This window comes from Phaeobacter italicus (assembly GCF_019801785.1).
GTDB classification, from domain to species: domain Bacteria; phylum Pseudomonadota; class Alphaproteobacteria; order Rhodobacterales; family Rhodobacteraceae; genus Phaeobacter; species Phaeobacter italicus.
This window is the reverse complement of the sequence record NZ_JAHVIJ010000001.1, coordinates 78,640-97,902: the sequence shown is the minus strand read 5'-3', so window position 1 is coordinate 97,902 and position 19,263 is coordinate 78,640. Positions and strand designations below refer to the sequence as shown.

At 61.7% G+C, this 19,263-nt stretch carries 15 protein-coding genes; 8 read left to right on the top strand and 7 right to left on the bottom strand.

All coding sequences use genetic code 11. The features are described 5' to 3' along the window. The first annotated feature begins 31 nt into the window (after nucleotides 1-31). Together KUV39_RS00455 and KUV39_RS00450 are read left to right on the top strand one after the other, a co-directional pair. On the top strand, nucleotides 32-496 hold the full coding sequence (locus KUV39_RS00455; RefSeq protein WP_008561710.1) for a (2Fe-2S)-binding protein: 465 nt from the start codon (nucleotides 32-34) through the stop codon (nucleotides 494-496). Nucleotides 497-499: 3 nt separating this feature from the next. After that, entirely contained in the window at nucleotides 500-2,740 is a 2,241-nt protein-coding gene (locus tag KUV39_RS00450) for a xanthine dehydrogenase family protein molybdopterin-binding subunit (RefSeq protein ID WP_222458645.1), read from the top strand. Nucleotides 2,741-2,802: 62 nt separating this feature from the next. On the opposite strand, the gene KUV39_RS00445 is transcribed toward KUV39_RS00450, so the two are convergent. From KUV39_RS00445 to KUV39_RS00425, 5 genes are all read right to left on the bottom strand, one after another. After that, the gene (locus KUV39_RS00445; RefSeq protein WP_222458644.1) at nucleotides 2,803-3,309 is read right to left on the bottom strand and encodes a GNAT family N-acetyltransferase; all 507 of its coding nucleotides are present in this window, start codon (nucleotides 3,307-3,309) and stop codon (nucleotides 2,803-2,805) included. A gap of 24 nt (nucleotides 3,310-3,333) precedes the next feature. Further along, nucleotides 3,334-4,122: a gamma-glutamyl-gamma-aminobutyrate hydrolase family protein gene (locus KUV39_RS00440; protein ID WP_008559569.1), complete on the bottom strand. Its 789-nt coding sequence runs from the start codon at nucleotides 4,120-4,122 to the stop codon at nucleotides 3,334-3,336. A 256-nt stretch (nucleotides 4,123-4,378) separates the two neighbouring features. After that, nucleotides 4,379-4,804, bottom strand: coding sequence for a GlcG/HbpS family heme-binding protein (locus KUV39_RS00435; protein WP_008560639.1), 426 nt, complete (start codon nucleotides 4,802-4,804; stop codon nucleotides 4,379-4,381). Between the two features lie 82 nt (nucleotides 4,805-4,886). Then, nucleotides 4,887-7,019 carry a malate synthase G gene (locus tag KUV39_RS00430; protein ID WP_222458643.1) on the bottom strand — a complete coding sequence of 711 codons (2,133 nt, stop codon included), beginning with the start codon at nucleotides 7,017-7,019 and terminating at the stop codon, nucleotides 4,887-4,889. Nucleotides 7,020-7,252: 233 nt separating this feature from the next. Continuing rightward, entirely contained in the window at nucleotides 7,253-7,453 is a 201-nt protein-coding gene (locus tag KUV39_RS00425; RefSeq protein ID WP_008562736.1) for a hypothetical protein, read from the bottom strand. Nucleotides 7,454-7,574: 121 nt separating this feature from the next. On the opposite strand from KUV39_RS00425, the gene pepN reads away from it, so the two are divergent. Further along, the gene (gene pepN, locus KUV39_RS00420; protein ID WP_222458642.1) at nucleotides 7,575-10,139 is read left to right on the top strand and encodes an aminopeptidase N; all 2,565 of its coding nucleotides are present in this window, start codon (nucleotides 7,575-7,577) and stop codon (nucleotides 10,137-10,139) included. Between the two features lie 219 nt (nucleotides 10,140-10,358). After that, on the top strand, nucleotides 10,359-11,693 hold the full coding sequence (locus KUV39_RS00415) for a hypothetical protein (RefSeq protein ID WP_244998185.1): 1,335 nt from the start codon (nucleotides 10,359-10,361) through the stop codon (nucleotides 11,691-11,693). Between the two features lie 29 nt (nucleotides 11,694-11,722). On the opposite strand, the gene KUV39_RS00410 is transcribed toward KUV39_RS00415, so the two are convergent. Continuing rightward, nucleotides 11,723-14,083, bottom strand: a complete 2,361-nt coding sequence (locus KUV39_RS00410; RefSeq protein WP_222458641.1) for a Tex family protein — start codon at nucleotides 14,081-14,083, stop codon at nucleotides 11,723-11,725. A 182-nt stretch (nucleotides 14,084-14,265) separates the two neighbouring features. On the opposite strand from KUV39_RS00410, the gene gatB reads away from it, so the two are divergent. From gatB to KUV39_RS00395, 3 genes are all read left to right on the top strand, one after another. After that, nucleotides 14,266-15,777, top strand: coding sequence for an Asp-tRNA(Asn)/Glu-tRNA(Gln) amidotransferase subunit GatB (gene gatB / locus KUV39_RS00405; RefSeq protein ID WP_008561131.1), 1,512 nt, complete (start codon nucleotides 14,266-14,268; stop codon nucleotides 15,775-15,777). A 174-nt stretch (nucleotides 15,778-15,951) separates the two neighbouring features. After that, the gene (pepT, locus tag KUV39_RS00400) at nucleotides 15,952-17,190 is read left to right on the top strand and encodes a peptidase T (RefSeq protein WP_222458640.1); all 1,239 of its coding nucleotides are present in this window, start codon (nucleotides 15,952-15,954) and stop codon (nucleotides 17,188-17,190) included. Nucleotides 17,191-17,355: 165 nt separating this feature from the next. Next, nucleotides 17,356-17,955 (top strand): DUF4177 domain-containing protein, encoded by a 600-nt coding sequence (locus KUV39_RS00395; protein WP_222458639.1) that lies wholly within the window; start codon nucleotides 17,356-17,358, stop codon nucleotides 17,953-17,955. 178 nt (nucleotides 17,956-18,133) lie between these two features. Here the strand turns inward: KUV39_RS00395 and KUV39_RS00390 are convergent, their stop codons facing one another. Further along, entirely contained in the window at nucleotides 18,134-18,388 is a 255-nt protein-coding gene (locus KUV39_RS00390) for a BolA family protein (RefSeq protein WP_008559485.1), read from the bottom strand. Between the two features lie 118 nt (nucleotides 18,389-18,506). Between KUV39_RS00390 and KUV39_RS00385 the strand changes: the two genes are divergently transcribed. Continuing rightward, nucleotides 18,507-19,130 carry a DnaJ domain-containing protein gene (locus KUV39_RS00385; RefSeq protein WP_008562143.1) on the top strand — a complete coding sequence of 208 codons (624 nt, stop codon included), beginning with the start codon at nucleotides 18,507-18,509 and terminating at the stop codon, nucleotides 19,128-19,130. The last annotated feature ends 133 nt before the right edge of the window (nucleotides 19,131-19,263 follow it).

The window sequence follows — 19,263 nt, the reverse complement described above, 5'->3', positions numbered from 1 at the left end:
AGCCCTGCAGCCAGCTCAGAAAGGACACAGCATGTCCACGACTCTCCGCATCAACGGGATCACACATCAGGTTGATCTACCAGACGACGTACCGCTCCTGTGGGTTCTGCGCGATGAGGTCGGCCTGACCGGCACAAAATTCGGCTGCGGCGTTGCGGCCTGCGGTGCCTGTACAGTGCATATCGATGGCGAGGCGGTTCGCTCCTGTCAGGTGGCATTGTCCGATGTGTGGGGCGACGTCACCACCATCGAAGGGATCGGCACCCCCGACACAATGGCCGCCGTACAACAGGCCTGGGTGGCCAATCAGGTGGCGCAATGTGGGTACTGCCAGTCCGGCCAGATCATGCAGGCCGCGAGCCTCCTGGCGGAAAACCCTTCGCCCAGTGACGCCGAAATCGACGAGGCGATGCAGGGCAACCTGTGCCGCTGCGGGACCTATCCCCGTATCCGCGCCGCCATCCACGACGCCGCCAAGATGATGAAGGAGGCCTGAGTCATGGCCAGCATTCGCAAGATCGCCCGCCGCAGCTTTCTCATCGGCTCTGCTGCCATTGTTGGTGGCGTCGCCTTTGGCACCTATAAATATCATCAACCCGCCCCCAATCCGCTTGAGGAAAAAGATGGGCGCGCGGTGCTGAACCCCTTTGTCTTTGTCGATCAATCCGGTGTCACCCTGATTGCGCCACGGGCCGAGATGGGACAGGGCGTGAAATCCTCCTGGGCGAGCTTGATCGCCGAAGAACTGGACGTCGATCCAGCCAAGGTCACGGTCCTGCACGGCCCCGCAGCCAAGGCCTATTACAACAGCGCCATGATGTCCGAAGCCCTGCCCGGTCGCGGCTATGATGCCTCGGACTTCCAGCACTCTCTGGGGGAAATCGTTGGCCATATGTCCAAGTTTCTCGACCTGCAGGTCACCGGCGGCTCGTCTTCCATGCGTGACGGGTTTGATCGGATGCGCCAGGCAGGCGCCAGTGCCCGCGAAACGCTCAAGCAGGCAGCGGCAGATCAGCTTGGTGTCAGCCGCGACCAACTGAAAACCGAGGACGGCCATGTCGTCGCCCCGGATGGCACGCGCCTGTCCTACAGCACCCTTGCCGCTGCCGCCGCGATGATCGAGCCCGTGGAAACAGGCCTGCGCCCTGCCTCCAGCTGGCGTCTGATCGGCAAGGACGTGCCACGCATCGATATGGTGGCCAAATCCACAGGCACTGCAGAGTTCGGCGTCGACGTTCGCCTGCCCGGCATGAAATTCGCAACCATCAAGCAAAGCCCGCATTTCGGTGTCGGCAAGACTGCCTTTGACGCCAGCGCGGCCGAGGGGATGGCCGGTGTCGAAAAGATCCTCGATCTTGGCGATGCCGTTGCGGTTGTGGCCACCAACACCTGGCTTGCCCAGCAGGCCGTTGATGCAATTGACGTCACCTGGGATCCCGCCCCCTACCCCGAAACGACCGACGCGATCTTTGATGAAATCGCCCGCAGTTTTGGCAATGCGCCCAACTCCACCATGCGCGATGACGGCGATGTGGACACGCTGCCTGAGGGCGCAACCGTGATCGAGGCTGAATACCGCCTGCCGTACCTCGCCCACGCCACGATGGAGCCGATGAACGCAACCGCGCTTTACACCGGAGACAGCCTGCAGATCTGGGCGCCGAACCAGGGCCCGACCGTGGTGCAGAAAAACGCAGCAGCGCTCGCCGGTCTGGAAAAAGACGCAGTTGAGGTCAACACCACCTATCTGGGCGGTGGATTTGGGCGGCGGATCGAGACCGACTATACAGATCGCGCGGTTCAGATTGCCCTGCAAATGCCGGGCACCCCGATGCAGCTAACATGGAGCCGCGAAGAGGACATGTCCCATGACTTCTACCGCCCCGGCGCCATCGCGCGCTACCGGGCTGCGGTAAAGGACGGCAAGGCTGTCATGGTCCACGGCAAGATCGCCGCCCAATCCACCACGGTTGAGGGCGCAGGCCGGATGCTGGGCCTGCCGATGACCGGCCCGGACAAGGGCCATGTGGACGCGGCCTTTAACCAGCCGCTGGCCATCCCGAATTTTCGGGTAGAGGGCTATCTGGCCAAACCGATGATCCCGGTTGGTTTCTGGCGCTCGGTCGGAGCATCGTTCAACGGGTTCTTCTCTGATTGCATCATCGACGAGATGGCCCATGCGGCAGGTCGCGATCCGTTGGAGTTTCGGCTGGAACTGGCCCGCCCCGAATGGGAGCCTGCAGCCAAAGTGCTGGAAACCGTGCGCGACATGTCTGGCTGGACCGGCAAGACAGCAGACGGCATCGGTCGCGGTGTCGCCCTTGCCTACAGTTTTGGCACACCGGTTGCGCAGGTCATCGAAGTGGCCGATCAGGACGGCCAGATCCGTATGACCAACGCATGGATCGCCGCCGATCTGGGGCGTGTCATCGACCCCCAAAACACCCGCGCCCAGATGTTCGGCGGTATGGTCTATGGCCTGTCCGCCGCCTGTTTTGGCGAAATCACCTTTCAAGGTGGCGCGGTCGAGCAGCAGAACTTCCCCGACTATGACGCCCTGCGCATGCACACCATGCCAAAGGTAGAGGTCGCCCTGCTGGAGAACCAGCCGCATATGGGCGGTGCGGGCGAACCCGGCACCCCGCCAGCCGCCCCGGCGCTGGCCAATGCGATCTTTGACCTGACGGGTCGGCGGGCAAGACAGCTGCCGCTGATGCACGATTTCGATCTGCTCATCTGAGGGCACCGGCCGTCTCAACAGCAAGCAGGCGCTCAAACCAGAACGCCTGTTTCATTCTGCCATCACAGGTGTTTTTCCATCCGGTAGTTGTGCAAGCTGACATCGTTGCGGCGGATATCCTGCCGCTCCAGCACAACAAAGCCGCGTGATTTGAACAGCGGCGCGGCCAGTTCACTGGCCTCCACCCGCAGGCACGTCAGCCGCAGCTCGCGCGCGAATTGCTCCAGATAGGTAAACAGCCTGCTCGCGATGCCCTGCCCCGCGACATCCGGATCACAAAACAGCATATCAATATGGCCCAGCCCATCCCCCTTGGACTGCAGGTCAATAAAGGCCACGGGTTGCTCTTCGCCGTTGAACGGCATCACCCAGACCCACGTCCGGCGGCCATCGCGCAATCGGTCTTCAAATCTCTCGGTTGGCGGCATGGCCGGGCACCAGGCGTTGCGTTGCGCGTCGTCATAGGCAGAGGCTGCGCCGATGTGGATTGCCCGGAAAAATACCCGCGCCAGCGCCGCAGCATCAGATGGATCCGCCGTCCGCAAGCGCCCCTTCGCGGCATCAGACATAAAACACCCTCACAGGCCAAAGGGTCAGGCGATCTGACGATCCCCGCCAGCCGGTAGCGAACGCCTGCCAGAGGCCCAGTCGCGGACCGCATCTCCGAAGGCGGTGAACAATGGCCGGGACACCGGGTCGTTTGCAGCGTCCCACTCCGGGTGCCATTGAACCGCCAGGGTAAAGCCCGGCGCGTCCTTGACATAAATCGCTTCGGGCGTGCTGTCAGGGGCGGTGCCGTCGATCACGATGCGTGCACCCGGTGTTTTGATCCCCTGCCCATGCAGCGAATTCGTCATCACCTCGGGCGCGCCAAACAGCTGGTGAAAGACCCCTCCCTCTGTCAGGCTGACGGTGTGGCGCATTGCGAATTTCTCTTCCAGCGTTCCGTCCGGTGGCATCCGGTGGTTCATCCGGCCGGGAAGATCCCGAATCTCCGGATAAAGCGTCCCGCCCATCGCCACGTTGACCTCCTGAAAGCCCCGGCAGATCCCCAGAAACGGCTGCCCCCGCTCAACGCAGGCCCGCACCAATGGCAAGGTGATGGCGTCGCGCGCCCGGTCAAAGGCGCCATGTGCCTCTGTCGCGGATTCGCCGTATTCGTTGGGGTGCACGTTGGGTCGACCACCTGTGAGCAGGAAGCCATCAAAGGTCTCAAGCAGCTCCTCCACCGACAGGAACCGTGGATCGGAGGGGATCAGCAGGGGCATGCAACCGGACACATCCGCCACCGCCTCTGAGTTCATGGTTCCTCCCGCATGTGCGGGATAGTCATCGTTGATCAGATAAGAATTGCCGATAATGCCGACTTTGGGTCGCACCATTTTGACCTCTGCTTTTGGGTGCTGGCGACCGGGCCGCCCGCTACCTTGTACAAAATCGCCCCCAATGCGGGAGCCGCAGACAACATGTCTGGTTGCTGCCATCCTACAGTCCCCGCGCCGGGTTGCAATTCACAACCCTGATGCTGCCGATGGTTTCACCGCTGCCGCCCGGCCGGGGCACAAAAAATAAGGGCAGAGGGGATCAATGATCTCCCCCTGCCCTGCTTGATCGTCTGGCTTGGTGACGCGGAAAGGATCAGGCCTCGCCCTTCAATCCCGCAGCGGCAATCCCCGCCATCGCGGCCTCTGCATCATTGTCCGAGGTATCGCCGGTTACGCCAACTGCACCAATCACACCGCCGTCTTCGCCGCGCACCAGAACGCCGCCCGGAACAGGCACCACCTGACCGCCATAGACGCCGTTCACCGCCGCCATGAAATAGGCCTGCTGCTCGGCCCGTGCCATCTGCGCCGAGCCCGCCATCCCCAGCATGACAGAGCCATAGGCCTTGCCCTGAGCGATCGCAAACCGCCCCGGTGCAGCACCGTCTTCGCGTTCAAAAGCCAGCACATGGCCACCAGCGTCCAAGACCACGACGGACAGGGGCTTCAGCCCCAGTTCACGCCCCTTGGCGCGGGTGGCTTCGATGATGGTGCGTGCATGCTCCAAAGAAATAGTCATGTCGATCTTCCCTGATTGGTCTTTCGTATGTGCAAAAAGGGCCAGGCAACTCTGCCCGGCCCTCTTGGTCTCAAATCAACGCTCAGCTCTGCGCCTTCAGCTCCAGTCGGCGGGCGTGCAGCACGGGCTCGGTATACCCCGACGGCTGAACGCGACCACGGAACACCAGATCGCACGCCGCCTGGAACGCAACCCCGTCAAAACCGGGCGCCATCGGGCGATAGGCCGGGTCGCCTTCGTTCTGCTTGTCCACTACGGCGGCCATCTTCTGCATTGCCGCCATGACCTGCTCCTCGCTCACCACCCCGTGGTGCAGCCAGTTGGCAAGCGCCTGGCTGGAAATCCGGCAGGTCGCCCGATCTTCCATCAGGCCGACATTGTGGATGTCCGGCACTTTGGAACAGCCCACGCCCTGATCGACCCAGCGCACAACATAGCCCAAGATGCCTTGTGCGTTGTTTTCGATTTCCTGCGCGATATCTGCGTCAGAGAGGTTTTCCCCCTGCATCACCGGAATGGTCAGCAGGTCCGCCAAGGTACCGCGCGCGCCGCCTGCCTTCAGTTGATCCTGCACGTCATGCACGTTGACGCGGTGATAGTGCGTGGCATGCAGCGTCGCAGCGGTCGGCGACGGCACCCAGGCACAGGTCGCGCCCGATTTCGGATGACCGATCTTGGCCTCCAGCATTTCTCCCATGCGGTCCGGCATCGCCCACATGCCCTTGCCGATCTGCGCCCGCCCCTTGAGGCCACAGGCCAGACCGATGTCCACGTTGCGATCCTCATAAGAGGCGATCCAGGGCGTCGCTTTCATCTCGCCCTTGCGCATCATCGGCCCTGCTTCCATCGAGGTATGGATTTCGTCGCCGGTGCGATCCAGGAAGCCCGTGTTGATAAAGGCCACGCGGTGCTTTGCAGCCCGGATACACTCCTTGAGGTTCACGGAGGTGCGACGCTCTTCATCCATGATACCGATCTTCACCGTGTGCCGCGGCAGGCCCAGCGCGTCCTCGACATGGTCAAAGATACGGTCGGTAAAGGCCACTTCTTCGGGGCCGTGCATCTTGGGCTTAACCACATAGACCGATCCGTGGACAGAGTTGCCGCCTTCGGATTTGAGATCATGCATGGCGCAAAGAACCGTGATCATCGCATCCATGAAGCCCTCGCCAGCTTCACGGCCTTCACTGTCCAGAACAGCCGGGTTGGTCATCAGATGGCCGACATTGCGCACTAACAGCAACGAACGCCCCTTGAGCACCAGACCAGAGCCGTCTGGCGCCTTGAATGCCAGATCCTCGTTCAGAACGCGGGTAAAGGTTTCGCCACCCTTGGTGACCTCTTCGGCCAGATCGCGCTTCATCAGGCCAAGCCAGTTGGAATAGGCGGTCACCTTGTCTTCGCTGTCGACGCAAGCCACGGAATCTTCGCAGTCCATGATGGTAGAAAGCGCGGATTCCAGAATGATATCATTGATCCCGGCCTGATCGCCCTTGCCGATGTTGCCCGCCTTGTCGATCACAACAACAGCATGCAGACCGTTGTTTTTCAGCAGGATCTTGGTCGGCGCATCCGCCTCGCCGTCATAGCCTGCAAACTGCGCTGAATCCTTCAACGCCGGAACCAGCGCGCCACCTTCAACCCTAAGCGCCGTGCAATCGTTCCAGGACCCCTCTGCAAGCGGGAAAGTCTGATCAAGGAAGCCACGCCCCCAAGCAATCACCCGAGCACCGCGCGCCGCGTCGTACCCTTTGCCTTCTGGCAGGTCACCCATCGCATCGGTGCCATAAAGCGCATCATACAGGCTGCCCCAACGTGCGTTGGCCGCATTCAGGGCAAAGCGTGCATTGGTGATCGGCACCACCAGCTGCGGGCCGGGCACATTGGCAATTTCCGGATCGACATTCTGTGTCTCGATCTCAAAGTCATCCCCTTCGGACAACAGATAGCCAATCTCGCGCAGGAACGCTTCATAGGCCGCCTCGTCATGGGCCTTGCCCTTGTTGGCGACATGCCAGGCATCGATCCGCCCCTGCAGATCAGCGCGTTTTTCCAGCAGCGCGCGATTTTCATCGCCCATGCCGTTTACCAGACCGGACAGCCCCGCCCAGAACGCGTCGGCATCGACACCGGTTCCTGGCAGTGCCTTGTCCTCAACAAAGGACACCAGCGTATCGGCAACCTTCATGCCATGACGTTCCTGCATGCCACTCATCGGGCGATCCTCCTCATTTGCGCGTTTTCGCCTTTGGGATACACCAAAAGTTTCCTATCGGCAACGCCACTGGTAATATTAGTTTACCAATTTTCACGAAACAGCTTCAAAAATTCAAAACAGATATTCCGGATATGGCGCTCATTCCGGCTTAAACCATCCCACGAACAGAAAAAAACCCGGCAAATGAATGCCGGGCCAGTCGGGGAGGAATTCTGATGGTGCTGAACAGGTCAGCTGCCAATGGTGCTCACTTCCGCTTGCGCGGGGACATCCAGGGGCGCCACGGCGTCCTGCTCGCCGCCTTTGTTGAAAACCCACAGGAGGAAAATCGCAAACATCACCAGGACCGCGACAACCACGCCGCGGATCCCCAGCAGGGCGGGCTTGTGGCGTTTTTCTTCGCGTTCAACATTGGTGTCAGGTGCCGACATGGGTCGCTCCTTTGTCTACAAGTTTGCGCGGTTGCTGGCGCGGGGCCGCAGCCGCTGGTACATATGCTTGAAAAACATACGCTGACCGACCCGTCCGGGTTCCACGCAATAGGAAAAAAACATGAATGATGCCGCGCCCAATGCCGCACCGCAGACGTTTTACCTGAAAGATTACAAGCCCTTCGGCTATGAGGTGGAGTCGGTCAAACTGACCTTTCAGCTGTCGCCAAACGCAACCAAAGTGCATAGCGCGATCCGCTTTAACCCCAAAGCCGACGCCGAAGACAACCGGTTCTTTCTGCACGGCGAACAGCTGTCGCTGATCTCTGCCAAGATCGACGGCACCCCTGTCACTGCGCGCCTTGTAGATGGCGGGCTGGAATGCGACGTACCCCGCACGTCTTTCCTGTGGGAAGCCGAAGTCGAGATTGATCCCGCCGCCAATACCGCGCTGGAAGGGCTCTATATGTCAAACGGCATGTATTGCACCCAATGCGAGGCCGAGGGCTTCCGCAAGATCACCTATTATCCCGACCGCCCCGACGTGATGTCCACTTTCACCGTGCGGATCGAAGGCGACGAACCGGTGATGCTGTCCAACGGCAATCCGACAGGTGCGGGCGAAGGCTGGGCCGAATGGCACGATCCCTGGCCGAAACCGGCCTATCTGTTTGCACTGGTGGCGGGCGATCTGGTGAACCACCCCGGCAGCTTTACCACCAAGTCCGGCAAGGACGTGGAGCTGAACATCTGGGTCCGTCCAGGGGATGAGGGCAAATGCGCCTTCGGCATGGAGGCGCTGAAGAAGTCCATGAAATGGGACGAGGACGTCTATGGTCTGGAATACGACCTTGATCTGTTCAACATCGTTGCCGTCGATGACTTCAACATGGGCGCGATGGAGAACAAGGGGCTGAATATTTTCAACTCCTCCTGCGTTCTGGCCTCGCCTGAGACGTCCACAGATGCCAATTTCGAACGCATCGAGGCAATCATCGCGCATGAGTATTTCCACAACTGGACCGGCAACCGCATTACCTGCCGCGACTGGTTCCAGCTGTGCCTCAAGGAAGGGCTGACCGTTTTCCGCGACGCCCAGTTCACCGCCGACATGCGATCGGAGCCGGTGAAGCGGATCGAAGACGTCATCGCCCTGCGCGCCCGCCAGTTCCCGGAGGATGGCGGCCCCCTCGCCCATCCTCCGCGCCCTGAAGAGTTTCAGGAGATCAACAACTTCTACACCGCCACCGTCTATGAAAAAGGCGCCGAGGTCATCGGTATGCTCAAGCGGCTGGTGGGCGATGACAACTACTACAAGGCGCTGAACCTGTATTTTGAGCGCCACGACGGCCAGGCCTGCACCATCGAGGACTGGCTGAAGGTGTTCGAGGATGCCACCGGACGCGACCTCAGCCAGTTCAAACTGTGGTACAGTCAGGCGGGCACCCCACGGGTTAAGGTCACGGAAGACTACGCCGATGGCACCTACACCCTGACATTCGAGCAATCGACGCCCCCGACCCCCGGCCAGCCGGAGAAGGCGCCGCGAGTGATCCCGATGGCAGTGGGCCTGTTGTCCCCCAACGGCGACGAGGTGCGCGGCACGCAAGTGCTGGAGCTGACCGAGGCCAAGCAGAGCTTTACCTTTGACGGTCTCGCCTCCAAACCGGTGCCTTCCATCCTGCGCGAATTCTCCGCCCCGGTGATACTAGAGCGCGAAACCACCAATTCTGAGCGCGCTTTCTTGCTGGCGCACGACACCGACCCCTTCAACCGCTGGGAGGCCGGCAATGCGCTGGCCAAGGAAGTGCGGGTTGCCATGGTGCTGGATGGTGCCGCCCCCGATGCGGCCTATCTGGATGCGCTGGAAAAACTGGTGCGCGATGACGAACAGGACCCGGCCTTCCGTGCGCTGGTGCTATCGCCGCCCAGCCAGTCGGACATTGCCCAAACCCTGCATGAGCGCGGCCACACGCCCGATCCGCAAACGATCTATGATGCGGCAGAGACCTTTACCCAGACGCTGGCGCAGCAGCTGGAAACCAGCCTGCCCCGTCTTTATGCCGCAACCACCGTTGAAGGGCTCTATGTTCCGGATGCCGACGGTGCGGGCAAGCGCGCCCTCAACTCCCGCATCCTGTCGCTGCTGACCCGGCTGGACGGAGGCGAGCAAGCGGCCCGTCAATACGCCTCTGCCGACAACATGACCCAGCAATATGCCGCGCTGGCCGCATTGATGAAGGCCGAAAAGGGCGAGGCGCAAAGCAAGGCGTTCTTTGAGCAGTGGCAGGACGACCGGCTGGTGATGGACAAATGGTTTGCCCTGCAGATTGCTTGCGCAGCGCCAGAGGCCACAGCCGCCACTGCCAAGGAGCTGACACAACACCCGCTGTTCAGCATGAAGAACCCCAACCGCTTCCGCGCTGTCATGGGCGCGCTGGCGGGCAATCACGCAGGGTTCCACCACGCAAGCGGCGCGGGCTATCAGCTCTTGGCCGAAAACCTGATCGCGCTGGACAGCGTGAACCCGCAGACCACCGCCCGCATGTGCGCCGCCTTCCAGACCTGGAAGCGTTACGACAGCAAGCGTCAGGCGCAAATTCAGGCAGAACTGGAGCGGATCCTCGCCACCAGCGGCCTGAGCCGGGACACCCACGAGATGGTCAGCCGCATGCTTAGCGCCTGATCCGTCTCATCAGCCCCAGCGGAATCTCACCAGCCCGCCTCGTTTCAGCGACAGTCTGACGAGGCGGGCCGTTTTTGTTTCCAACCCCGCAAAAACACCCGCGTGATGCCATCGGAAATTCTTAATAGATGCCAGCTTGGCCGCGCTCCCGCCATGATTGCGCCCCATTGGAAAGGCACCTTTTGAACACAGGAAATGCTGCCATCTTGCGGAAGAACCATGCTCAAAAAAACCGGACCCGCGCGCACCATGTTGCGACATGTGATTGCCTCTCTGCCCCTTGGCGGATCCCGCGATGACGGGCGGCGCGATCACGATGGCGAATTGGTTTCCGATCATCCCGTCGACACACAGAACAACCGCAGCGGGCCGCCACAGATCATTCCGCAGTCTGGCGACCATGACCGGCTCATCGTGCCGGTTTGCGACCCCTCAGACACCGACGCCGATCACGCCCCGCTGCAAGACAAAGGGCAATTTCTGGCCCGTCAGGATCGCTGGGATGACCTGTCAGATCTGATCAGGGCCGCCGATACGGCCCGCCACAATACGACCCACGGCATGCCCGTCGCAGAGCTGCTGGCCCACGGGGCGCGCAGTGACGTGGTGAATGCGGTCGAACACAAGCTCAGCCTCGGCCATGCCGGTGATCGTCGCAAGATGATCGAGGGCATCATGGGACTGGAGGCAATGTGCGCCGACCACCGCGATGACCCTTATCTGCGCACTCTGGTGGCGCTGGCTCATATCGATGTGGCCTGGATCTGGCGCGGATATTCCGATGTCCTGTCCATCACCGTCGCCAATGGCCAGCGCTGTGCGGCCCATTTTGATCGCGCCGCAGCGCTTTTGCATCCTCTTGACGGCGTTGCCCTGGACAGCCCTTTCATCGCAGCCGCGAAATGCGCTCTTTTTGCCGGTCAGCAGGCAGGCACCCCGGTTCAGATCGCGGATGATTTTGCCGCCCTGATCGATCTCGATCCCGACAACCACCGCCACATGCGCAGCCTGGGCACCCATATGCTGCCCCGCTGGTTCGGTTCTTATCCCGCGCTTGAGCTGGAAGCCCGCCGCACCGCCGCCCGGACAGAGGCGACATGGGGCGCCGGCGCCTACACTTGGGTCTATTTCGATGCGCTCGCGCTGGATCCCGAAGCCTCCGCGCGGGTCGATATCCCCTTCTTCACGGATGGGTTGCGCGACATTCTAGACCGACGCCCGGATCAGGAAATGGTCAATCTTCTCGCGTCCTATTGCGCGGTGGCGCTGCGCTACATGGAAGATGCAGAGCGCATTCAGGCCGCCAAACGCGAAGATATTGCAAAGGCCGCCAACTGGTTAATCCGCGATCACCTGCGCGAGATTCACCCGCTGATCTGGGCCCACGCCGCACAACGCTTTGACAACAACCTGCGCATCGCATCGCCACGCCGATTTGCAGATCACGGCCGCAAGGACGCGCTTGCCTTTATCGCCAAGCTGTTCAGCCGCGAGATAGAAGCCGGTCAGCGCGTGGAGTTCTCCGCCAGCGGATTGCGCGTCACATCAGATTAAGGGCAGGCCCTGAAGCCTGCCCCGACCTGCTATTTCTTCTTGAACGCATCCATCAGCGCCGCGCCCAAGGCACCGGTATTCTGGCCAGAACCCTGACCGCCGCCCTTGGGGCCAGCGGACATGCGGCCTTTGCCACCTTGCGCTCCTCCCGCTTTGCCGCCACCGCGCCGTGGCCCTGCGCCTTTGGCCGGTCCGCGCGCGTTGCGCTCTTCGTTGGCCGAGGCGCCACCGTCTTTCTTCATGGTCAGGCCAATCCGCTTGCGCGGCACGTCGACCTCGGTGACGGTGACCTTGACCACCTGACCGGTTTTCACCACCTCATGGGGGTCTTTCACAAACCTGTCGGCCAGCTGGCTCACATGCACCAGCCCGTCCTGATGCACGCCAATGTCCACAAACGCGCCAAAGGCCGCCACGTTGGTCACCGTGCCCTCCAGCACCATGCCGGGCTTCAGGTCCGTGATCTCCTCAACCCCGTCTTTGAACGATGCCGTCACAAACGACGGACGCGGGTCACGGCCCGGCTTTTCCAGTTCCGCAAAGATATCCCGCACAGTGGGCAGACCGACATCGCCGCCGACGAATTCCTCTGCCCGCAGGGATTTGAGCGCTGCACCGTCGCCCATGATCTGACGGATGTCGCGCCCACAGGCGGCCACGATCTTGCGCGCCACATCATAGCTTTCGGGGTGGACAGAGGACGCATCCAGCGGCTCCTTGCCGGCGCGGATACGCAGAAAGCCCGCACATTGTTCAAACGCCTTGGGACCAAGGCGCGCCACCTTCAGCAGCTCCTTGCGCGTGGCAAACGCCCCGTTCATGTCGCGGTGCGCCACAATCGCTTCTGCCAGACCGGGGCCAAGGCCCGAGACATGGCTCAACAGCGGCGCAGACGCCATGTTGAGATCAACGCCAACGGCGTTCACCACATCCTCGATGACTGCCTCAAGCGATTTCGACAGTTTGTGCTGGTCGACGTCGTGCTGATACTGACCCACACCGATGCTCTTGGGTTCGATCTTCACCAGCTCCGCCAGCGGGTCCTGCAGGCGCCGGGCAATCGACACGGCCCCACGCAGGCTCACGTCCAAATCCGGGAACTCCCGCGCCGCCAGTTCAGAGGCGGAATAAACCGAGGCCCCGGCCTCGCTCACCACCACTTTGGTCGGAGCCTTCACCTTCGCGGGGAGATGTTTCAGCACCTCCGCCACCATCTTTTCGGTTTCGCGGCTGGCGGTACCGTTGCCGATGGCGATCAGCTCCACGCCGTGTTCGGCAATCAGCTTCACAATCGACACCTGCGCGCCGCGCAGATCGTTCTTTGGCTGAAACGGGTACAGGGTCTCGGTGGCCACCAATTTCCCCGTCGCATCAACCACCGCCGCCTTGACGCCGGTGCGAATGCCCGGGTCCAGCCCGAGGGTCGGACGCGCACCGGCTGGCGCTGCAAACAACAGGTCCTTGAGATTGCGCGCAAAAACCTGAATGGCGTCATCCTGTGCGCGGGCGCGCAGATCGCCCATCAGCTCCAACATCATCGACAATGACAGCTTGACCCGCCAACACCAGCCCGCGACTTTGCGCAGCCAGATGTCGCCGGGCCCTGTGCCGCTCGCGCCCAGCACGGCGGCAACCATCGCCTCGGCCCGCGCAGCGCCCTCTTCGGGCTCTGGTCCAACGTCCAGCGTCAGAACGCCCTCGTTCGATCCGCGCAGCATCGCCAGCGCCCGGTGCGAGGGCACATCCGCCCAGCGCTCGGAATGGGCGAAATAGTCAGAGAACTTGGCGCCTTCCTGCTCCTTGCCCTCGACCACCTTTGCGCTCAGCACGGCCTCGCGCTGCATGAACTCGCGCAAGCGGCCCAGCAACTCGGCATTCTCCGTCAGCTGCTCGGTCAGGATATCGCGCGCGCCATTCAGCGCGTCCTTCACCGTCGCCACCGCCTCGGTGACATAGGCTTCGGCCAGTTTCTCCGGGTCGGCGTTGCGGTCGGCCAGGATGGCATCTGCCAACGGCTCCAGCCCGTTTTCCTTTGCGATCATCGCCTTGGTGCGTCGCTTGGGCTTGTAGGGCAGATAGATGTCCTCCAGCTGCGCCTTGGTCTCGGCCTTGGCGATGGACGTGGCCAGATCGTCGGTCAGCTTGTCCTGCGATCTGATCGAGTCTAGGATGGCCCCGCGCCGCTTTTCCAGCTCGCGCAGATATTCCAACCGCTCCGCTAGCGTGCGCAGCTGGGTATCATCCAGACCACCCGTCGCCTCTTTTCGGTAACGCGCGACAAATGGCACGGTGGCGCCTTCGTCCAGCAGCGCCACGGCGGCATTCACCTGTTTCGGAGCAGCGCCAATTTCCGTGGCTATGGTCTGGCTGATGCGGGTGGATGTGTCCAAGGCGGCTGCTCCTTCTTATTCTTGGAGGTCTTTCTTAGCCGCGGCCAAAGACCCAGCCAAGAAAATGTTTCGCTCTCAGCGGAGCCCCGCGCCCGGCCAACACCCCATTGCCCCCTTGCCCCTTCTCGCGCACGGGCCTAGAACGCTTGCCAACGATAGACATTCGGATACGGCGGAAAACCATGCTCGACCTGACATATGAACTCCCCAAGCCCAAGGTGATCGCGGGCGCAAAGCATGACTGGGAATTGGTCATCGGGATGGAGGTCCACGCCCAGGTCAGCTCAAACGCCAAGCTGTTCTCTGGCGCCTCCACCAAATTTGGCGCAGAGCCGAACTCCAACGTGGCCTTTGTTGACGCAGCGATGCCCGGCATGCTGCCCGTCATCAACGAATACTGCGTCGAACAGGCCGTGCGCACCGGTCTGGGCCTCAAGGCAGAGATCAATCTCTGGTCCGCCTTTGACCGCAAGAACTATTTCTACCCTGACCTGCCGCAGGGCTATCAGATCTCGCAGCTTTATCACCCCATCGTGGGCGAAGGCGAAGTGCTGGTGGAACTGGGCGACGGCACCGCGCGCCTGGTGCGTGTCGAACGCATCCACATGGAGCAGGACGCAGGCAAATCGATCCACGACATGGACCCCAACATGTCCTTTGTCGACCTGAACCGCACTGGCGTCTGCCTGATGGAGATCGTCTCGCGCCCCGACATTCGCGGCCCCGAAGAGGCCGCCGCCTATATCGCCAAGCTGCGCCAGATCATGCAGTACCTCGGCACCTGCGACGGCAACATGCAAAACGGCAACCTGCGCGCAGACGTGAACGTATCGATCTGCCGTCCGGGCCAGTACGAGAAATACCAGGAAACGGGCGATTTCTCTCACCTCGGCACCCGCTGCGAGATCAAGAACATGAACTCCATGCGCTTTATCCAGCAGGCAATCGAAGTCGAGGCGCGCCGCCAGATCGCCATCGTCGAAGCGGGCGGTACCGTCGATCAGGAAACCCGTCTCTATGATCCGGACAAGGGCGAAACCCGCTCCATGCGCTCCAAGGAAGAGGCGCATGACTACCGCTACTTCCCCGACCCGGACCTGCTGCCGCTGGAAATCGAACAGGCCTGGGTTGATGACATCGCCGCCAACCTGCCGGAACTGCCGGACGAAAAGAAAGCGCGCTTCATCAACGACTTCGGCCTTTCCGACTATGACGCCTCGGTGCTGACCGCAGACGTGGAATCCGCGGCGTTCTTTGAGGAAACCGCAAAGGGTCGCAGCGGCAAGCTGGCTGCCAACTGGGTCATCAACGAACTCTTTGGTCGCCTGAAGAAAGAAGACCACTCCATCACCGAATCTCCGGTCTCTCCGGCTCAGCTGGGCGGTATCATCGACCTGATTTCTTCGGACGCCATCTCCGGCAAGATCGCCAAGGATCTGTTCGAAATCGTCTACACCGAAGGCGGCGACCCGGCGCAGATCGTCGAAGAGCGTGGCATGAAGCAGGTGACAGATACAGGCGCTATCGAGGCCGCCCTGGACGAGATCATCGCCGCGAACCCCGCTCAGGTCGAAAAGGCCAAGGTGAACCCAAAGCTCGCCGGCTGGTTTGTCGGTCAGGTGATGAAGGCCACCGGCGGCAAGGCCAACCCCAAGGCCGTGAACGAGCTGGTAGCCAAGAAACTGGGCGAGTGATCTCAGCCACAATCGTGATTGGAAAAAGGGCGCCCCTCGTGGCGCCCTTTCTCGTTGGGCCATCCATGAGCTGGAGGGACTTCCCCGGTTTTTCCCGCCGCCACGTTCGCAGACCTGCTGGCTTGACCTTCCCTGGGTAAGCGGCTTTCCTCTGGCAAAATTCCAGGAGCCATCATGACAAACGCATTCGATCAGGAACTACAGGACCGGTTGGTCCGCTATGCCGCCATCGACAGTCAGAGCGATGAAAACGCGTCCGGCTCCCCCAGCACAGAGATCCAGTTTGATATGCTGAACCTCCTTGTGGAGGAACTGCAAAGCATCGGCGCGCAGGACGTTCAGCTGACAGACTACGGCACCGTCCTTGCCACCGTGCCAGGCACCGCCGAGGGCCCGACCATCGGCTTTCTTGCCCATGTCGATACCGCGCCGCAGTTCAATGCGGCGGGGGTGAAACCGCGGGTCATCAAGGGGTGGAACGGTGACGACATCAGCTATCCCGACAATCCCGACCTCATCCTGTCACCGGCAAAATCGCCCTATCTCGCCACCAAGGTGGGCGACGATATCATCACCGCCTCCGGCCTCACGCTTTTGGGAGCCGACGACAAGGCGGGCGTTGCCGTCGTCATGACACTGGCCCGCCATCTGATCGCAAACCCCGACATCAAACGTCCCACCATCCGCGTGGCCTTTACCCCGGACGAAGAAATCGGACGGGGCGTCGATGCCAAGCTGCCGGCCGATCTGGCGGTTGATTTTGCCTATACGCTCGATGGCTCTGATGTAGGTGAAATCATCTACGAGAGCTTCAGCGCCGACCGCGCGGTTGTGACGGTCAAAGGGGTCTCCATTCACCCCGGCTGGGCAAAGGAAAAGATGGTCAATGCTGCGCATCTTGCGGCCAAGATCGTCCAGACCCTGCCGCAGGCCACCATGACCCCCGAAACCACCGACGCCCGCGAGGGATTTTTGCATGTCACCGACATGAACGGCGGCTCCTCCGAGATGGAGATCAAGCTGATCCTGCGTGATTTCGAACTGGACGGGCTCGCCGCCAAGGGCGATCTGCTGCGCAAAACCTGCGAGGCGGTCCAGGCCGGCGAGCCGCGCGCCGAAATCACCTGCGAGATCTACCCCCAGTATCGCAACATGCGGTACTGGCTGGAGAACGACATGACCCCCGTCAACCTCGCACTGGAGGCCTGCAAGGCCAATGGCATCGCGCCCATCTCCGTCCCGATCCGCGGCGGCACCGATGGTTCCCGACTGACTGAACTTGGCGTTCCAACCCCCAACATCTTCTGCGGCATGCAGAACGTCCACGGCCCCCTCGAATGGGTCTCAGTTCAGGACATGGCCAAATCAACCCAGGTCTGCCTGACCCTGGCCCAGTTGGCCGCAAAGACCTAGGGTCAGGATGCATCATGGCGCGCCCGGTCATGCAATCGGGCCGCCACACCCGCGCTGTGGCGTCGCGTGCACCATCAAGTGGCATGACTGCGCCACTCTCACAACCTGCACCTTGACCCAACCTGCCGATCCGCTAAACCTCGCCCGATAAGTCAGGAGATGCTCATGCAGGCCTATGAATACAAAGTCATCCCCGCCCCGCAAAAGGGCACCAAGGCCAAGGGGGTCAAGACACCCGAGGCGCGCTTTGCCAATTCGATCGACCTGCTGCTGAACGAAATGGCCGCCGAAGGCTGGGAATTTCAGCGCGCAGAATTGCTGCCGTCGGAAGAACGCAGCGGCCTGACAGGGTCCGTGACCAACTGGCGCAACGTGCTGGTGTTCCGCCGCCCGACTGCGGAGGTACGCAAAACCGCAGCCGAGGCGCAAACCGCGCAGCTGACGCAACTTCTGCAGATGATTCAGGCAGCCCAACCCGCAGCCGCAGCTCAAGCAGATGCCGACATCGCCCCCACCAAGACAGACACCCCCGCCGCGCCCGCGATCACCGCAATTGCTGGCGACCCGGAGGCCCCGGAAGGCGCCATTGCCGTTCCCGGTCGCGGTGCCCGCGCAATGCAGTCCGATGATGGTGTGGAAGAGCTGAGCCCGGTCTCCGGTGTGACAGCTGCCCTGAAGGCCCGCGCCTCACTGGCCGGGGATCGCAAAGAACCACCCGCCCCCGCCAAACCGGTGCAAAGCCCGAAAACCGACAACGAAGGCTGATCGCCCGCACCTCAGCAGGGCTGATATCTCGTCCCTGTCATGGCAGGTGACTGTCTGATCTGCACCATTCGGGACAGATCAGATGGGCCGCACGGGGGCCCTGATCCGGCTTGCACGTTGCAGATCGGGCACATCGGCGGGGCCTTGCCGGTCATGGCCAGCCCCGCAGGCCCCGGTCTCAGGCCCCGATATCCAAAGCCAGCGCATGGATGCGGGGAACAACATCCCCCAGCGCCTTATGCACGGCCCGATGCTGGGCGACGCGGTTCATCTCGCCAAAGGCAACTGCGCGGATACGCACGCTGAAATGGCTCTCTCCCTTGCCGTCGTGGCCTGCATGGCCGATGTGCTGGTCGCTGTCGTCCTGCACCACAAGCTCGCGCGGTTCAAACGCTGCACTCAGGCGTGTCTCGATCTCTTCACGGATGCTCATTCTGTCGTGTCCTGCATAAAAATCCCCGGAATAATTGTCCGAGCCCCCTTCAATCTGGCGACCCTTAGATTAGAATGTCGCCTCCGAGTCGAAAAGTGCGTCTAGAAGGTGCCCCCGCATGACCAAATCCGATCCCTTTGGCTTCGATATGTCCGTCCGCTCCGCGAAGAAGAAAAATCCGCGCGGACGCCGCAGCACAACGGGGGCTTCCGAGACCTCGACCCGTGTCTGCGAGCACGAGGGCTGTAACGAAGCCGGGCAGTTCCGTGCCCCCCGCGCCCCCGATGTTCTGGATGACTACATCTGGTTCTGTCAGGACCATATCCGCGAATATAACCAGAAGTGGAACTTCTTCGAGGGCACAACAGAGGCCGAACTGAACGCACAGCAGTCCAAGGACAAGGTCTGGGAGCGTGAAACCAAGCCGATGGGCGACCCGGAGACCCGCGCCTGGGCGCGTCTGGGCATCGAGGACCCGCATCAGGTGCTGGGCGCCAACGCAACCCGCAACCCCGGTCGTGCGGCACAGGCAGGCCGTCGCCTGCCCCCGACCGAACGGCGCGCGATCGAAATCCTTGAGGCCAAGGACGACTGGTCCAAGGCAGACATCCGCAAGGCTTACAAGAAGCTGATCAAAGTGCTGCACCCCGACATGAACGGCGGCGACCGCAGCCAGGAAGAACAGCTGCAGGAAGTGGTCTGGGCCTGGGACCAGATCAAGGACAGCCGCAGCTTCAAGTAAACCGGGAACCGGCGCAGGCTGGTCAGGCCCCCACGGGCTGACCAGCCCCGCACGGGCCAGCCAAACAAAACAGACGCAGATCCGAACACGAAAAGGGCGGCCCATCGGGACCGCCCTTTCTTTGTTGTGGTGC